The sequence below is a fragment of the Mangrovibrevibacter kandeliae genome (assembly GCF_024519155.1).
Taxonomy (GTDB): Bacteria; Pseudomonadota; Alphaproteobacteria; order Rhizobiales; family Rhizobiaceae; genus Mangrovibrevibacter; species Mangrovibrevibacter kandeliae.
The window spans coordinates 1,206,040-1,221,462 of sequence record NZ_JANIFJ010000001.1 but is presented as its reverse complement, the minus strand read 5'-3'; the positions used below and the strand labels follow the sequence as shown (position 1 = coordinate 1,221,462).

General features: G+C 65.2%; 21 protein-coding genes. 4 read left to right on the top strand and 17 right to left on the bottom strand.

Annotation, left to right across the window (positions count from 1 at the left end):
• Positions 1–39: 39 nt before the first annotated feature.
• Together NPA30_RS05905 and NPA30_RS05900 are read right to left on the bottom strand one after the other, a co-directional pair.
• Positions 40–1,353 carry a phage major capsid protein gene (locus tag NPA30_RS05905; RefSeq protein WP_256801423.1) on the bottom strand — a complete coding sequence of 438 codons (1,314 nt, stop codon included), beginning with the start codon at positions 1,351–1,353 and terminating at the stop codon, positions 40–42.
• A gap of 79 nt (positions 1,354–1,432) precedes the next feature.
• Complete coding sequence (locus NPA30_RS05900) at positions 1,433–2,383, bottom strand: HK97 family phage prohead protease (protein ID WP_256801422.1); 951 nt, start codon at positions 2,381–2,383, stop codon at positions 1,433–1,435.
• Between NPA30_RS05900 and NPA30_RS05895 the strand changes: the two genes are divergently transcribed.
• The gene (locus NPA30_RS05895) at positions 2,382–2,504 is read left to right on the top strand and encodes a hypothetical protein (RefSeq protein WP_256801421.1); all 123 of its coding nucleotides are present in this window, start codon (positions 2,382–2,384) and stop codon (positions 2,502–2,504) included. The two genes, NPA30_RS05900 and NPA30_RS05895, sit on opposite strands and share 2 nt — an antisense overlap.
• A 44-nt stretch (positions 2,505–2,548) precedes the next feature.
• On the opposite strand, the gene NPA30_RS05890 is transcribed toward NPA30_RS05895, so the two are convergent.
• The 13 genes from NPA30_RS05890 to NPA30_RS05830 all read right to left on the bottom strand — a co-directional run bounded on the left by NPA30_RS05890 (position 2,549) and on the right by NPA30_RS05830 (position 11,218).
• Positions 2,549–3,958: a phage portal protein gene (locus NPA30_RS05890; RefSeq protein ID WP_256801420.1), complete on the bottom strand. Its 1,410-nt coding sequence runs from the start codon at positions 3,956–3,958 to the stop codon at positions 2,549–2,551.
• The gene (locus tag NPA30_RS05885) at positions 3,958–5,694 is read right to left on the bottom strand and encodes a terminase large subunit (RefSeq protein ID WP_256801419.1); all 1,737 of its coding nucleotides are present in this window, start codon (positions 5,692–5,694) and stop codon (positions 3,958–3,960) included. Before NPA30_RS05885 ends, NPA30_RS05890 begins: the two co-directional genes overlap by 1 nt.
• 34 nt (positions 5,695–5,728) lie before the next feature.
• Positions 5,729–6,136, bottom strand: a complete 408-nt coding sequence (locus tag NPA30_RS05880) for a hypothetical protein (protein ID WP_256801418.1) — start codon at positions 6,134–6,136, stop codon at positions 5,729–5,731.
• Positions 6,120–6,560 carry an HNH endonuclease gene (locus NPA30_RS05875; protein WP_256801417.1) on the bottom strand — a complete coding sequence of 147 codons (441 nt, stop codon included), beginning with the start codon at positions 6,558–6,560 and terminating at the stop codon, positions 6,120–6,122. Before NPA30_RS05875 ends, NPA30_RS05880 begins: the two co-directional genes overlap by 17 nt.
• Before the next feature lie 83 nt (positions 6,561–6,643).
• Complete coding sequence (locus NPA30_RS05870; protein WP_256801416.1) at positions 6,644–6,931, bottom strand: hypothetical protein; 288 nt, start codon at positions 6,929–6,931, stop codon at positions 6,644–6,646.
• A 2-nt stretch (positions 6,932–6,933) separates the two neighbouring features.
• A complete protein-coding gene (locus NPA30_RS05865; RefSeq protein ID WP_256801415.1) occupies positions 6,934–7,398 on the bottom strand; it encodes a hypothetical protein in 465 nt (154 codons plus the stop codon).
• On the bottom strand, positions 7,398–7,721 hold the full coding sequence (locus NPA30_RS05860; RefSeq protein WP_256801414.1) for a hypothetical protein: 324 nt from the start codon (positions 7,719–7,721) through the stop codon (positions 7,398–7,400). Before NPA30_RS05860 ends, NPA30_RS05865 begins: the two co-directional genes overlap by 1 nt.
• Positions 7,718–8,092, bottom strand: a complete 375-nt coding sequence (locus NPA30_RS05855; protein ID WP_256801413.1) for a sortase family protein — start codon at positions 8,090–8,092, stop codon at positions 7,718–7,720. The genes NPA30_RS05860 and NPA30_RS05855 overlap by 4 nt, the downstream gene beginning before the upstream one ends.
• Positions 8,093–8,117: 25 nt before the next feature.
• On the bottom strand, positions 8,118–8,861 hold the full coding sequence (locus NPA30_RS05850) for a hypothetical protein (protein ID WP_256801412.1): 744 nt from the start codon (positions 8,859–8,861) through the stop codon (positions 8,118–8,120).
• Positions 8,854–9,183: a hypothetical protein gene (locus NPA30_RS05845; protein WP_256801411.1), complete on the bottom strand. Its 330-nt coding sequence runs from the start codon at positions 9,181–9,183 to the stop codon at positions 8,854–8,856. The genes NPA30_RS05850 and NPA30_RS05845 overlap by 8 nt, the downstream gene beginning before the upstream one ends.
• The gene (locus NPA30_RS05840) at positions 9,180–9,887 is read right to left on the bottom strand and encodes a hypothetical protein (RefSeq protein ID WP_256801410.1); all 708 of its coding nucleotides are present in this window, start codon (positions 9,885–9,887) and stop codon (positions 9,180–9,182) included. Before NPA30_RS05840 ends, NPA30_RS05845 begins: the two co-directional genes overlap by 4 nt.
• A complete protein-coding gene (locus NPA30_RS05835; RefSeq protein WP_256801409.1) occupies positions 9,880–10,320 on the bottom strand; it encodes a zinc-finger-containing protein in 441 nt (146 codons plus the stop codon). The genes NPA30_RS05840 and NPA30_RS05835 overlap by 8 nt, the downstream gene beginning before the upstream one ends.
• The gene (locus tag NPA30_RS05830; protein ID WP_256801408.1) at positions 10,289–11,218 is read right to left on the bottom strand and encodes a DUF5131 family protein; all 930 of its coding nucleotides are present in this window, start codon (positions 11,216–11,218) and stop codon (positions 10,289–10,291) included. The genes NPA30_RS05835 and NPA30_RS05830 overlap by 32 nt, the downstream gene beginning before the upstream one ends.
• Between NPA30_RS05830 and NPA30_RS19600 the strand changes: the two genes are divergently transcribed.
• A complete protein-coding gene (locus NPA30_RS19600; RefSeq protein ID WP_372338747.1) occupies positions 11,217–11,900 on the top strand; it encodes an HNH endonuclease in 684 nt (227 codons plus the stop codon). The two genes, NPA30_RS05830 and NPA30_RS19600, sit on opposite strands and share 2 nt — an antisense overlap.
• 38 nt (positions 11,901–11,938) lie before the next feature.
• Here the strand turns inward: NPA30_RS19600 and NPA30_RS05820 are convergent, their stop codons facing one another.
• Together NPA30_RS05820 and NPA30_RS05815 are read right to left on the bottom strand one after the other, a co-directional pair.
• Positions 11,939–12,166, bottom strand: a complete 228-nt coding sequence (locus NPA30_RS05820; RefSeq protein ID WP_256801406.1) for a hypothetical protein — start codon at positions 12,164–12,166, stop codon at positions 11,939–11,941.
• A complete protein-coding gene (locus NPA30_RS05815) occupies positions 12,166–12,357 on the bottom strand; it encodes a hypothetical protein (RefSeq protein WP_256801405.1) in 192 nt (63 codons plus the stop codon). The genes NPA30_RS05820 and NPA30_RS05815 overlap by 1 nt, the downstream gene beginning before the upstream one ends.
• A gap of 925 nt (positions 12,358–13,282) precedes the next feature.
• Here NPA30_RS05815 and NPA30_RS05810 point away from each other — a divergent pair.
• Both NPA30_RS05810 and NPA30_RS05805 read left to right on the top strand, forming a co-directional pair.
• The gene (locus NPA30_RS05810; protein WP_256801404.1) at positions 13,283–13,420 is read left to right on the top strand and encodes a hypothetical protein; all 138 of its coding nucleotides are present in this window, start codon (positions 13,283–13,285) and stop codon (positions 13,418–13,420) included.
• A 63-nt stretch (positions 13,421–13,483) separates the two neighbouring features.
• Entirely contained in the window at positions 13,484–15,421 is a 1,938-nt protein-coding gene (locus NPA30_RS05805) for a DNA methyltransferase family protein (RefSeq protein ID WP_256801403.1), read from the top strand.
• The last annotated feature ends 2 nt before the right edge of the window (positions 15,422–15,423 follow it).

The window sequence follows — 15,423 nt, the reverse complement described above, 5'->3', positions numbered from 1 at the left end:
TTCAGAGGAGGCCGGCCCGGAAGCCGGCCAGCAGGCTCGTCAGAACTTCACGCCGGTGAGGACGTTTACGGACTCGACGTAGCGGGCGTCGAAGTCGTGCTCCATCATGAAGCGGAAGCCGGTCGAGTCGGTCGACCACAGCGACTGCAGGTCGCCGTTGCCGTCGCGGTAGGACGCCTCGCTCGAGATGTCGATCGAGAGGCCCTTCGCTTCGCCGAACAGCACCGACCCGAACGAGATGAGTGCGATGTACGTCTCGTTCGTCCCGGCGCCGAGGTTCGTCGGGAAGGTGCCCGCCTTGCGCGCCGGCAGACCGCGCCACATGCCGTTCGCCATCTCCGGATAGACGAGCTCGTCGTTCACGTTGCGCAGCGTGCTGAGGTAGAGCCAGGAGCGCGGCGCGAAGCGCCACTCGGCGCCGATGCCGAGTGCGGGATACAGATTGATCTTCCCCAGCAGCTTGTTGGCATCGGCCTCGATCTGCGCGAGGGTCGGCGTGGCGGTCGTGGCCGAGGCGACTGCGATCTTGTTGATGCCCGACAGGTTCATGATGCCGGTCGGGACATCGCCGGTCCCGGAGCCGAGATAGGCCATCTGGTCCATCTTCAGCGACATCGCCATGGCACCGTCCGCGCGGATGAACGACCCCGCCTCGTTAAGCGAGTAGCGCAGCAGCTGGTTGGTCACCGGCACGATCGCTGACAGCAGATGCGCGCTCATGTCGATCGAGCGGAAGGTGGGATTCGACGTCGCGATGTCGTCACCCTCGCCGCGGTACTGCGCCGTCGCGCCGGTCAGCGCCCCCGCCTGCCGATAGTTGCCCTCCGGCATCGGGATTCGCCGCGGGTTGCCCGCCATGAAGCTCGACTGCACGTAGAGCAGGTCGATGAAGGTGCGGTCGAAGTTCTCGGCCACCAGGAACCCACCGGACGCGCCGGTCAGGGTGGTGTTGGCCTTGTTGATCGCGCCGAACTCGTCGGCGGCCTTGCCGTAGCCGAGTTCCTGCATCGCCTTCAGCACGTTCTTCGCCGAGGTGCTGCCATACTCGCTCTTGGCGAGAAAGAGCGACTGGCAGGCCAGCGCCAGCTTCTCCTCAGCCGTGTTCGGCGCCTTCACCTGCGCCGGCGCCGACCCGCGCTCCTGCCCGCCATCGGCCGGCTTGGCGGCATCGGCGAGACGCTTCTCGGCACGCTCGGCAGCCTTCACCTGCTCCTCGATCACGTCCAGCGTATCGAGATGCTTGTTCAGCGCATCGAGATCCGCCTGCGTCGCCCCGTCCGCGAACGCCTTTGCCTTCAGCACGGCAAGCTGCGAAGTGCCAGCCGCCAGCTTTTCCTTCAGCTCCTTGAGCATCAGAAAACTCCTCGTTCCAAAGAAAAAGGCCGCCCACATGGACGGCCCCGTGATGCCCTTGCGGGCGATGCGCCGGCGGCTATGCCGGTTCGGTGACGCGCCGTTCGGTGGCGCGGATTCGGTTCTGTACGCGCTCGTCGATCGCAGCCTTGTCCTCGACTGAGAGCGAGATGGGCTCAGGAGGGGCGGCATCCTCAACGACGGGATCGCGCCACGCGACCGGGATGTTCTCCTTCGGCATCAGCGCGCCGAGGAGCTTCGACCACAGGCCCGGTTCCGCCGACTGCCGGGCGTGCTCGCGCACGACCGCAATCGTCTTCTGCTTCTCGTCGGACGCTGGATCAGGCTTTTCCACGCCCTGCTCTTCCTCGGTCGGCTTGGCCGGCTTCGCGGCGCCACGCTGAGCCTCGGCAGCGACCAGGCCTTCGCGCACGCCTCGGACTATGGTCTCGATCTGCGCGTCAGAGATGACGATCGCCGTACGGTCGCCGGTCGTCTGGCGGTACTGCGCCTCCAGCGTGTCGCGAGAGATGACCAGCCCGGTGCGGGGATCCAGCGCGAAAGTGTCGAGCGTCATCTCGATCAGCTCAAGCGCCTCCTTCGACAGCATGCCCGGTGCAATCGCCTTCATGGTCGCTGCCGGCAGCGCCGGCACCGGCACCAGGCTGCACTCGTAGAGCTCAGCCTGCAGGAAGCGGTACCCGGTGAAGTGGCCCTCGTCGTCGCGGATTGCTTCGACCGCATCCCAATCGGGGCGGAAGCCGATGCTGACGGTCCGCATCGTGCCCGCGGCGAGATGAACAGCGGCGCGGTCAGAATCGGCGTCATCGCCCTTGGCCAGGAGCATCATCGTGCCCTCGGTCCGCTTCGGACGCCCGGTCAGGTTCTTCTCCACGTCCACCCATTTACCGATCGGCCATGACCGCGAATTGTGGAAGAGCAGCGCCTGCGGGTTGGCCGTGAAGTTCGTCGTGTCGAGTCCCTCCTGGACAACCACATCGCCCATTCGGTCGGTCACCTCCGCCGACATGACGAACCGAGCCGAACGGGTCTCGGCGTTCCACGAGACCGCCTTCGCGATCTCCGGTGTCATCGGCACGCCCTTCACCAGCGTCCCGGTGGCGTCGATTGAATCCTTGCGCGCCGTCTGAGCCTCATCGGCCGAGACGCGGATGAACTTGGGCATGTGCCTCTCCTATTGCAGCCGATCGGGAACGAGGTGGCCGATCTCAGGCAGCTCCTTGCCGGCGTTCGCCCCAGCCTCGTCCTGCGGCGCCTGATCACCTTCGGCGCCAGGCGCATTGCCGCCGGCGCGCATGACAACCTTGTTCTGTCGATCGACCAGCACGAAGTTGCCGCTGATCATCCGCGTCTGGCCGGCCTTGCCGCCGTAAGTGTTCAGGCCCTGCTTCGCCCGCGCCTCGTCGAGCTCGAGCAGCCCCGCCTTCCACTGCGACGTGACGATCTCGTTCCTGGTCTTCGGATCCTGCGCGTAGGCGAAGTCGCGATCGAACCGGAAGAAGAGGTCGGCGTCAGCTTCACTGGAGACCAGCAACTGATCAAGCGCGTCCTCGATGCACTCGAAGACCGGGACCAGCGTGTCATCGACGTAGGCCCGGTTGATCGGGTCGATGTTGTCGTACTTCACATTCTCGTAGATGCCGACCTTCGTCGGCGGCATCCGATAGTAGCGCAGCACTTCGTGCATCGCCGCGACGTTCGACTTCACGAAGTCCTGGTCGACCGCCGACATCGAAAGCCGCTTCACTTCCGGCACGACGCCGCCGGAGCCTTCGAAGAGGATCGGCGTACCGTTCACCCGCGCCTTCTCGAACGCTTGCTGGAAATCATTCTTCAGCCGGGCATACTGCTCGTCGGCCAAACCGTCGGGGAACGTCACCGCCACTACACCGACGCCGCCGCCCTTGAAGGTGTTCGACTGGTACTCGTTCATCTTGCCGAGCAGGTCGAGCGCTTCCCGCGCCACATCCGCGTTTCCGATGGGATCGATCCCGTTCAACGAGCGCAGGCGCATCGGGACGATGTCGTCCGACGAAAGCGGCTCGCTCATCCACGACCACTGGATCTGGTCATGATCCGTCTGCGGCCACACCCGGTAGAAGTAGCGGCCGGCCTCAACGTTCATGAGCGTTTCGACCTGGCCGGACGGCACGCCCTGCACCTCGAGCACGCGGCCGGTGCGTGTGCGCCGCGCCGCCGCATAGTAGATCCGGGCAGCGGCAAGGTAGGCGCCCGCCATGCGGAGCCATTCCCTCCATCCGTAATAGACACTGGGCCGGCGCCAGAGCAGGTCCGCCACCGGATGTTCCTCCGGCTGCACCAGTACCGACCCATTTCGCGTGCGGCGGCGAAGTTCCAAGGGCGTCTTGGAGACGTCTTGGGAGATCACCTCCCAACACGCCAGCGACACACTCACCCGCACGATGTCCGAATGGCGAGCAGCGATGAAGTGCCCTTTAGAGAACAACTCGCCGAGCTCAACCCCCGTCCACGGGCCCTGACTTATCGAGCGCACCCGTGGTGCCCCCTCCCCAGCGGCCGCCTTATCGACACGGGCAATATTGGTGCTGGTCGCGTCGGACATCAGAGGATCCTCATGCCGCGTTGCGCCATCGGGTTCGGTCCACGCGGCTGCTTGATCTCGACCATCTGCAGCCGAGCAGCGTTCGCCTGCACCAGCGCATCGAACCCGTCGATCTTCTGCGTCGAGTTCGGTGCTGGCTTCTTCCCGAGGATGCGATCCGCGGTGTCAGTGCCGCCGATCACGTTCGCCATGTTCCATGCCAGCACACCGTTGCCGTCGTGGAAGAGCGATTGCTCCTCGCCGTTCACTCGCGCCATCAAATCCTTCGTCGGATCCGAGTGGTTCGACGCATTCTTGCGGTAGGCCACCACCGGCTTGTTCGCTTCCTGCAGGGCGGCAAAAAACTCGTTCGCCTGCTGGTCGTCGATCACCACCGCCTGAATGTCGTGCCCTGCATCGAAGAGCGCGAACAGGTCGCGGCGGAGCTGTGCATAATTGTGTCGGCTGCCTGGCGTAACCGTCAGCCAACCCTTCTCGCGCCACGCCTGATAGGGTCCGGCGAGATCTTCGTCTTCGACCCAAGGGCCGAGCTGCGGCACGTAGAAGCGACCGAAGGCATATAGGTCCGTGTCGGCGATGAAGCCGTCCTCGGTCTTCACCAGATCGCCCGTCTCGCGCTCGAACAGCGCCACCATGGCGACCATGTCGTTGCGCGAGGCGAGGTCGAGGCCGACCCAGCCGCGCAAGCCGAGACAGTGTTCGATCCGCATGCTCGGCCGCGACGCCTGCTCCCACTTCTCCGGCGGGAACAGGACGTTCTCGCCGAAGCCCCACAGGTTCAGCGCCGTGCGCAGGAACTCTGACTTCTTCGCCGGGTTCGCCTTCGCTGCCTGAGCGTCCTGCATCGTCTTGCGCAGGTCGACAGAGACGCCGAGGCCCGGCGAGGCCTTGCGGATGACGTGTTCCTTGTCCCAATCGCGAACATCCTCTGGGTCGACCGTGTAGATCGCCGCGAAGAGGTTCAGGCGGCTCGTCCGCCCCTCCAGCGTATCGATCGCCGCTCGGCGCTCGTCCCAGCCCGTGCCGAACGTGTGCCGGCCAGCTGAGCCAATCTTCAGGAACAGCGACTCCGGGCGGGCGCGCTGGGCCGACTGCATCACGTTGTAGATGTCCGCCGGGATCGCGTGAAACTCGTCGCCGATCACCGTCTTCGGATCGTGCCCGTCCTGCTTCTCGCCGATCGAGGAAAGCACGACCACCTGCGTGTCCGTCCGTTCGACGTAGCTCGCCTTCTTCGTGCTCTGGATGCCGAACATCTGCTCGAGCGGCCGGTTGTGCGCGACCATCTTCTGGTAGGGCTCGAGGATCTTGAGCCCCTGATCGAACTTCGGCGCGATGATGTAGAGGTCGTCCCCCTGGTTCGCGAGGACCGTTGTCTCGTAGAGGCCGATGCCAGACGCGAGTAGCGACTTGCCATGCTTCCGGGGCAGCTCGGCGTAGACATCGTTCACGACCCGCAGACCGTCGGCGTCCCACCGGAAACCGTAGATCGCGCACACCATCCACATCTGGTAGGGCTCGATCCGAAAATGCTCGCCGGCCAGAGTCCCTTTCACATGGTGCAGCGTCTCGATGAACGCGCAGGCCTCGATCGCATCCTCAGCCGAGAAGTAGATGCCCTCCGCGTCCTGAAATGACCGCGACAGCATCCGTAGATACCGTTCGCAGGCGAGGATGATCAGCCGGCACGCCGGTACCTGGCCGTCTGCCACCGCCCGCGCATAGCGAAGCGCCATCGCCGGATAGTCGGGATAGCGCCTGCCCTCGATCTCAACCGTGGCGCCGCTGTCGAGCGCGCTTCGCGAAACCGAAATGGGCGTACGGGTTTTCCGTCGCGCCGCCGGCTTGAGGCGTGTGACCGACATCGAGCTTCTCGATTTTCCGAAGGTACTTGGCCTTCTGCTCCATCGGGTAGCGGAGCGACTTTTTCTGCTTGAGGGCGACGGCGAGGTCGTGCACCGCCATCGCTAGCATCTCCACCCATTCGCGGGTGATCTCGGTCAGCGCGCCAGACGCCTGCAGCGTCCGTGACCACCTTTCATAAGCCTCCACGCCAGCCTCGTTCAGCGGCAGGCTCGGTGGCGGGATCTCCTTGAGGATCGGATGCGCCAAGACGCTCGCGCCAACGCTCTCGTCATCCTCGTCATGCACCAGAATCGGTTTAGCGGAAGGTGCCATCGGCGTTGATCGGTCCCGTCCGCGTGATCTGGAATCCGGCCGGCCGCGTCTCGGCCTGCTTGATCCAGATCGGCAGCATTTCCACCTGGCGCGTCTGCTCGGCGAACTGCTCCAGCCTGCGCTTCCACCCGTTGTGGTGGTCGTCGCATAGGGAATCGAGGTTGCTCGCGTCCAGCCTGCGGGCCGGATCGCATCGTATCGGCACCATGTGGTCGACGACGACCGCCGGCCGCAGGAAACCGCGCCGCAGGCACTCCTCACAGCTCGGACGCTCGCGGATGTAATCGTCGCGAAGCCTGTCCCACTCTGTGGTGTAGCCGCGGCTCCGGGCCGAGCCCCTGAAACGCTCCCTTGCCTGCTTCGGCGCGCGCGGCCGTAGCGACTGAGGCTTGGCGCGGCGGAAAGAAGGGACGGTCACGGGCACCCCTGACATGCGGAACCCGCCTTGGAGAGCGGGTTCCTCGGACGCAATTCAGCAGCCTGAGTCGCTATCTGACTCACTTTCTCTTATCGCGCAATCCCGCCCGATAGGTTTTTCTGATTGGGCGTGGCGTCGGTCGGCTCGGAGGCAGCCGGCCGCGTGAACTTCGCTCGAGCGTCCGCCTGCTTCTGAAGGGACATATGGGCAGCACGCAGCACCTCGAGGCGCAATCTCTTCAGCGCGATTTCCTCCGGCGAGCGAGCCGGGCGCCCTTTGACCGGCCTCTCGATCGTCTCGATGAAGGCCTCAGTCTCCTTCACGCGCAGGAGAACCTCATCGGCCTGCTGCTGGATTGTCGGCGCAGATGCTCCCATTTTCACCCCTCCTTCGGCGCCGGCAGAAGCGGCTGCATCTTGTTGTCGCGATAGCTCTCGGCGATCCGCGGCAGCACCTGCTCGGAAACGGTCGATCCGTCTGGCAGCATGATGTGCGGCATGAACGCCTGTTCGAAGCTCTCGATGCCGCTCTCGACGCTCTCCAGCTTCGCCTTGATGCACAGCAGGAGCGCCCGCCAGCGCGATCGGCAAGCCTGTTCCCAGGCGGCAAGGCGGCGATCAGCGGTCCTCGCCGCGCCACGGCCGTCCAACCGGAACTCCTTCGCATCGCGATCGGGGAGCGGAAGACGGAAGACGATCCGGCGATCCTTCATCTCGAAAGCGATCATCGCTTGCCCCGGCTGCTCCCCCGCCATCATGGCCGTCGCCCCATACCTTCGCAGGAGGGCTTTGATTTCCGCCTCGGTCTTCTCGACGGAGACGGTGGTTTCTTTGGCGTAGGCCATCACCCGTCCTTCCGCCGGATGGCGGCCGCGACCCGCGCATCCACGAACGCGGCGATGGCGGTGGCGATGCTTGCTGCGGTTTCTCGGGTGATCGTCGCTTCATGCTCGTCTGCATCGAGCGTCGCCGCATAGACGGCTCCCGGTCCCGGCATGTACGGCTGGCCCTTCTTGGTGTTGGGACCGCTTGCATCGGTGAAGCGCTGCTCCGCGAACTCGGCCGCTTCCTCCAGCGCGTCACGGCGGGCCGCCCCCAGCGCCTTCCTCGCAGCGTCCAGCTCGGCGCCCAGCCGCTCGTTCTCGGCGCGGAGTTCGTCGAACGTCATGCCGGACGCTCGCGCTGCTTGGCCCACCACTGCTCAACATGGCCCGGCTCGTCGTGCAGGGGATTTCCCGCGAACTCGCGCCGGTAAGTGTCCCGGGCCTGAACGTGGCTAACGATGCGGCCGCCGATCACGTTCGCCGTCGAGCCCGGTTCGGCACCCGGCGCGTACCAGCCGGCCTCGCGCTCCTGTTCCGAGAGCGGTCGGTTCTCGTCGTAAGGACCGATTTCGGAGGCTAGGCAATTGTCGCAGTGGTAGGGTCCGCACTGCGTGTAGCCGATACCGACGTCGACGAAGTCGGCGCGGCAGATCGTGCCGCAATAGGGGCAGGGCCTGGTGGGTTCGTGCTCCCCATGGGAGTAACCGCCGCTCATTCGAACACCGATTCTTTTTCGCCGCTCATAGCTGCGGCTCCTGCGGCGCTGCGGGCGCGGCCGCGAGCATGGTGCGGTACACTTCTTCCATGTCCGCGCCCTCTTCTGTCGAGAGCCCAGCGACAAGCACTGACCCGCCGGCTTCAATCATCGCCTCGGTCGGCTTCTCCGGCACGAGCCGCCACCCCTCCGGCACTCGCGCATCGGAGAGGGCGGAGCGGATGCGCTCCTCGAAGTCGGCCTGACACGCTGCCCTTGCGGCCTCCTCGGAGGCTGCATAGCCCTCCTCGCCGCACGGCAGATCCCACGGGAAGCCGCCTTCCCGCTCGCGGGCCACGTGATACGAGCCGACGACGCTGATGGCGTAACTGTCTCCGTCGCCATGATCGTTCCACTCCAGCGCCTTCACCGCCACAGGGGCGGGCGCCGGCTGAGCGACGAGGCATTGCGCGGCCATCTCCGCGATTTCGCGAGCCGCGTCGATGTGCTCGTCGGCGATGTCCTCGGCAGACATGCCCTTGAGGCTGCTGACGTGCTCGTCGAGGTAGTTCGGGAGCCACGCCTTGAAGTACGCCGGGGTTCTGTCGCGAGCGTCGACCTCCGCAGGCTGTTCCATCATTGCTTTGGAGAGGGCGGCAAAGGCACCGAGAGCGAGCGGCTTAATGTCCGCCAGCTTCTCGTCCTGGCGTCCGAAGTTTGCTTCGTGGATTTGCGCGATCGCTGTCAGCGCTTCAAGCGCGGCCTCTGCCACTGATCGCAGGTCAGTCATGGCTGCTGCCCTTCGTTGAACGGGCGAGGGCGGCGCGGGCCGCGCGAATGTCCTCCGCGCAGTGATCGCACCCTCGGCTCACAGCCCTGTTCAGCGCCTCCCGCAGCCGCTCGACTTCCGCCTCCAGCTCGACAATGCGCGGGTCGGGGGTGGCGCGGGCTGCGTAGGCGTCGAACGCCTCAGGCAAGGTCCGCATTGCTGGGTGATCGCCGCCGCCCTCCACGTAGCGACGCGTGCGGATGCCATAGTCCTCCAGCCAGGCGCGTGCCGCCGATTGCGCCGGCGTGTCGACGGCACGTGTGAAAGTCTCGCTCGTGCTCATGCTGTCTCCTGTGCCGCCGGCTGATGGGCGGGGGCGGGCAGTGCATCGATGTTGCAGCGATGCGGCTCAAAGCTGATCGCGACGACCCATGGGTTGTCCGCCCATGCGCAGCCGGGGCGCTTGCCGTTGATGCTGTCCCAGAGGGTGCGATAGCTCTCGCGCGCAGTCTGGCAGCACTGCGTCGATGGCATCAGGTAATCGCGCCATCCGTCGCTGTCGCACTCGACACCCTCGGCGACCGCATCCGCCTCGCTGATGTCTTGGAGCCGCTGGACCCGAACGTCGGTGACGATCAACGTCAGGCGGGAGAACTCGCGCGGCATGTGGATCGACGACCGCCACGGATAGCCGCGTGCCTCGGCGTCAAGGTCAGCGCAGGGATCTGTAGCCGCGTACCGGACTTCGCAGACGGAGCTCTTCGTCGGCAGGTAGTCGCCGAAGGATAGACCTTGCCACGTCTCCTGAACCCACAGCGCGTCGCCGATGGCGTAGGGCAGTACCTTGCGCAGTCTGCTATCGCGCAAGTCGTGCCATCGTTTGCAGGCATCGCGAAAATGCCAGTCGTAGCCAGCGGTATCGCTTGTCCCGAACTCAGTGATCGGACCAAATCCGGCCAGCCGCTTGATCGTCCGCCGGTCCTGCGTCTTCCTCCCGTTGAGGGTCGCCCGCACCATCGGCCCGCTGAACAGGATCGGCTTATCCATGGCGCACCTCCTGCGCTGGGGAGGCCATTACCCTGACGGCCGCATAGACCTGCCTGGCCTCCTCAACGGATCGGATCTCAGCGGTGTGGTACTCTTGCTTCCCGAGCGCCGCGGCGAGTTGCTTATAGACCTCGCTCCGATCCGCCCGTCCGCTCTGCCAGAGCGGGTCCAGGATGCGGTGGATGTGCTGGCGTGCGTTCTTGATCTCCGGTGTCGGGATGCATCCGAGCGGGCGCGTCCGGTCGCGGGTCTTGTGGTGGCACCCCACGAAGTTGCCGCATCCGTCGCAGCGCCAGAACGGCAACCGAGACAGGTCGGCCCGATGGGGATAGATCTCCCGACCGCTGGTCAGCCGTGCGAGGACGTCGGCGTTGCAGCCGCAACACCAGATGGAGCGAGGGCTAACCACGGCGCACCTCCGGGAAGCCGTCATGCGTCACGCCGTCGAGGAGCCGGCCTGCGGCCGTCTTGCTGACCCGGACAAAAATCTTGTCGCCTAGAACAGTAAGGCGAGCCTTCCCGCCAGGTCGGCACTGTGCGTCGCTGATCCGTGGATCGTCATCGCCGAGGGTATCTCGCGCGCACTCGACCTCAAGCCATTCGCCCCACTGCTTGAAGAGGAAGGGCACACCAGCATCGTCGCACTGGCTACGAATCTCGCGGACCCATTCCGGGTTCGTCGGCCGGGCGCCGGGGCCGCTCTCGCCGCCGACGATGATCCAGTGCAGCCGCTCTGCAGGCACGATGAACTCCCCTGGCCGGGGGCCGTCCAGCATGGGAAAGCTTGTCCCGCCGATGTCTGCAGAGGCCCAAAGGTACGGACGGAAATCGATCGGCCCGAGCAGCGGCTCGGCCGAGACCCACCGCACTGCCGCCGGCGTGTCGAGGAGGACCGGCACGCGCTCGTCGGCGCGCTTCTGGTCCTCGCAGGAGACGCCGAGCCAGACGTTCGGGAGGGGCAGGTCTACAGTGACGTCATCAGGGTCATCGACGACGCCGATTGATCGTACCGGCCAACGGTCGCCTGCCATAGCGGCGCGCGCATGCTTCTCGCCCCCGATCCATAGATCAAGGATACGCCGCGCAATCCGTCCGATCGATCGAGGGTCAGTCAGATAGTCCCGCATCCGCTCCGGCCGCTTCGTTAGCACCTGGAAGGTGTGCTGCGGGCAGAGCGCCATGACGGCGAAGATCCGGTCGAGCATGGCGTCGGTGACGCCCTCGGCGAACAGGTCGCCATGGGCGCAGACGCCATAACGGAAAGACTTCCGAGTGCAAAGCGGAGCCGAAAGCGTTGCTTCAGTAGGAGCCCACGTGCGATCAAAGAGCATGGGAGTCTCCAAAAATCGCGGTGCCGCAAACGGCCGGTTTATTCCGCGGCAGATCGACAGCACGAAGGAATGCAGCCGCTGCAGAGAAGCGAAGCCGCTGACCGAATTCGCCAAAGATCGAACGCGGTTCGACGGCCACGCCTATGTCTGCCGCCCTTGCCGGAATGTGAGAGTGGCTCCCGGACCTTCCAAGACAGACAGGCAGCAGGCGCGCGATAAGGGTCAGGCATGGTGCCGTGGATGCGAGGCGTGGCTGCCGTCGAGCACGGTGACTCGACAAGGCGTTTGCCAGCCCTGCGCTAATGCAGAAATGCGCAACCGATACGCGACGAGCCCAGAATTTCGCGAGAGACGAAGGGCGCGGACAGTTTTGCGCAGCAGGGGTGTTGAGATGGTCCCGTCGAGCGCGCACGCGCTCATCATGGAGGAGTTCGATGGGCTGTGCGCCTACTGCGACAAGCCAGCCAAAACTTGGGATCACGTTATCGCCGTTCGCCATGGCGGGCTGACCGAGCCCGCGAACATCGTCCCAGCTTGCCTTCGCTGCAACAGCAGCAAGCGCGACCGAGATGTTTGGGAGTGGCTGGCGCAGCACGGCCGACCCCCGACGGATCGGCTTATCAGACGCCTTGAGCTTGCGGATGTCTCTGTTGTCCCGCCGGAAGGTCCGACCGCCATCTGAGGTCGCGTCGGTCCATTCGATCTTCGTGCCGTCGGCCATCATGCAGATCCCTTCTGCTGCGACTGGCCCTCCCACCGAGCGATGATCTCCTTCATCGCTGCGATGGCGTCCTGCCGATCGATGTTGCTGACGTAGTTGGTCTGGGAGCCGGCCGGCCCTTTCGGGTCGAACGTCAGCAGGATGAAGCGGCTCGGAGCGACGCCCGGCCCGATCACTCGAGCAAGACCCTGCAGTCGCTGGTTCGTTCGGCTGAGATCGATCGCCATCAGCGCCCTGCCCGGCGCCTGCGGCGCTTGCCGACCTTCTGGCGGCCCATCTTCGTCGGCCCGAACCGCAGCGTCTTGCCCTGATGCTCGGCAGCGACAGCTTGGCGCGCCTCCTCCGGCGTGCTGGTCGCCTTCTCGATCACCGTGCGTTGGCCATCGATTTCGACGTGCACCCGGAACAGCGGCAGCACTGCATCACCACCTGCCTCGACAGGCGGCAAACTCACGATCGCACCCAGACGACCAGCCCGACCAACGCGAGCACCACGACCAGGCACACGAGCAAGGAGATCACCTGCTGGCGAGCGTCCGCCTCGAAATCATCCTCGTCTCGAAAGTCCGTATCAAATTCACCTGGATCCCACATGGACCGCCCCTGGCGTCGGTTTAAGACGACACCAGTGCTACCGTTAATTTCCGTCAGCCGCAATATGCCGGCACAGCAGTTGTCGTTTTTTTACTGCGTCAGAGAGATTGGGAGTCCGAAGTTTCTGACTGCCCCGACCGGTCCGGTCCCCCTCGACGGGTTTTAACCCGCTCCCCGGTAGGTCTGTTCTACGAGAAGGCTGCTAGACGGGTCTGCGCAGCAAGATCATTTTTATTCAGTCGGAGCGACGCGGAATGAATTTGCGCGTGGCGGTAGCTTTAGGCGTTGGTCGTCGACCTCGGCCGCGATGGGCTGGCTTCCACAGGCTGCCCGCGCATTGACCGAGATCAGCGCCTATCTCCTACTGTCGCCGCGCGCTCGGTTCTGGACGCCATTGGGTGGCTGCGATGGCAGAAGCCTATGGGAACGGGCGCCATCGTAAGCGGGCGGACGCTGGGAGGTGGGGAGAGGCTGGCGCCTCTATATGCCAGGCCAGGCGGGGCGACCCTCTGCGGCGCGGCGATCTGCGGCGAGCGACTGAGGTCGTCGAGCTGCGGCGCGGGCGCGCGCTTCAGCGTGATAGAGCGCAATGCCGTGCATGTCCCTCGCCCTCGTAGTATCCCGCTGTCGTTTTTTTCCGTCATACGTCTTGACCACAAGGTGATTCGGGCGCATTTTGACGACAGATGCCAATCGCGGCGTCTACTTCCCCGCCAATCACGGCGACCAGCACCAGGAGGGACATTCAGATGCGCACGCACCACAACGACAACCATCGTCGCCCGGACAACGACAACGACGCTTTCGCCAAGGGCGAGCGCGGGCGTGTCCGTCGCGGCGAGCGTCGGGCGGCGATCGCCCGCAAGATGGAGTCCTTTGCCCTGTAAGACGGGGCGCCTTCTACTGAACACACAGCGCCAAGCACGGCGCGCCACGACAGGAAGACGACGATGCACACCATTACCATCGGCACGCCGGCGCTCGACCAGTACGGCACCAGCGGCTTTGTTGCCGCAATCGAGAAGCCAGAGGCTTCTGGCTTCACAATCGGCGGCTCAGGCCTGCAGCGGACGCGGGAAGCATACTTGATATGCTGGGAAAGCGGACGGACGTCGAAGCTTCCCGACAGCATCGCGCGCCCGTTCTTCGACCGCGCGGCAGCCGCCAATCTTCCACTTGTCGATGACGTCGACGAACGCCGGGCACGCATTGAGCGCATGGAGGCAGACGCTAGCGCCGCGCGCATGGCTGAAGCGGAAGCCGCGCGCCAACGTGTCGCCGAGTTCAGAGCGGACGCCGTCGGCCGCGTTCCATCCTGTGCGCAAGCCGTGATCGTCGCCGAGCTGATCCAGGACGACTCCGACTCGATGTCCGACTATTACGGGTCGAAGACGCTGCGGACCGTCATCCTCGCGTTTTCCAAGCACAAACGCGACCTGTTCCCGGAGCTGCGCAAGGCGGCTGCAACCTTCCCGGAAACCGCCGAGCTCGCCGCGGCGCCGGAGAGCGCCGAGCATCGCGAGAAATACAGCATGGGCGGCGGATACTATCTGAAGGCTGGATTTCGCCACTCTTCCGGCTGGCAGGTGCGCAAGGTGCGCCTCTACCAGGGCGCCGAATCTGTACCGTTCGGCGAGTGGCACCTCGCCGAGGATGTCGCGGCAGCGGCGCCGATCGAGACGCCCGCCGGGATCCGGATCGAGGAACACACTCACACGAAAAAGGGCTTTCAAATGTTCGTTGCGGTCCTGGCGGATCGCGTCGAGCGTGACGAATTCGAGCGCTTGCGAGATCGCGCGGAGTCGCTTGGCGGCTGGTATTCACGACCCTGGGGGAAGACGCCGGGCGGCTTCGCGTTCAGGGATCGCGCGTCGGCCGAGGTCTTTGCCGGCGCTAGGGCGGACACGGCGCCCGCGGCCGATGCGCCGGCAGCGCGCGGCAATGACAAGATCGCCGAGAAATTCCGCGCGATGGCGGACAAGCTCGAATCCGAAATCGCTGGCAAGTTCGCAGACCGCCGGACTAACACGCCGAAGCAACAGCGCGAAGCGGCGAGCGCTCGCATGGACGGATGGCACCTCACCAGGACGCGGGACGCTCTTCGGGCGCTTGCAGACATGCACGAAGCCGGCACGGTTCCGGTGCTGCTCGCGCGCCTGACGAGCAAGGCGGCAATCCATGAGCTGACGCGGTCTTGCATCGATCGCAGCGGCGCCGGCTATTACGATGCCGGAATCGACACGAACAAGCCGGCGAACAACACGGAAGAGGCGCGCGCGCTGTGGGTGCTGCTCGGCGGGAAGTCGGCGGCCGATGTCGCGGCCGAGGAGCTGCGGACGAAGGTCGAGGCTCTGAAGCTCGCCCGGATCCCGGGTTACTTCCCGACGCCCGCCCCTATAGTGGCGGACATGCTGGAAGCGGCGGACATGCCGGCCGGACCGTGCCGCGTGCTCGAGCCGTCGGCCGGCAGCGGCGCCATTCTCGACGGGATCGCGGCCGCCTATCCGCAGGCGCACGCCGATGCCTTCGAATGCTGGCTTTCGCTCCGGGACGTCCTGAAGCTGAAGGGCGCGAACCTGATCGGCGACGACTTCACGGAACCGGAGCCGACTCCTGTTTACGACCGCGTGCTCATGAACCCGCCTTTCGAGAAGGGGCAGGACATGCTGCATGTCCGGATCGCCTTCTCATGGCTGAAGCCGGGCGGCCGGCTGGTGGCGATCATGTCGACGGGGCCGTTCTTCCGCTCAGACGCCAAGGCCCGAGCGTTCCGCGACTGGTTCGAGGAACTCGGCGGCTGCGCACGTGACTTGCCAGCCGGCTCGTTCAAGGAAAGCGGCACGGGCGTTGGTGTCTCACTCGTCATCCTCGACAAGTCGGAGGCGTGACC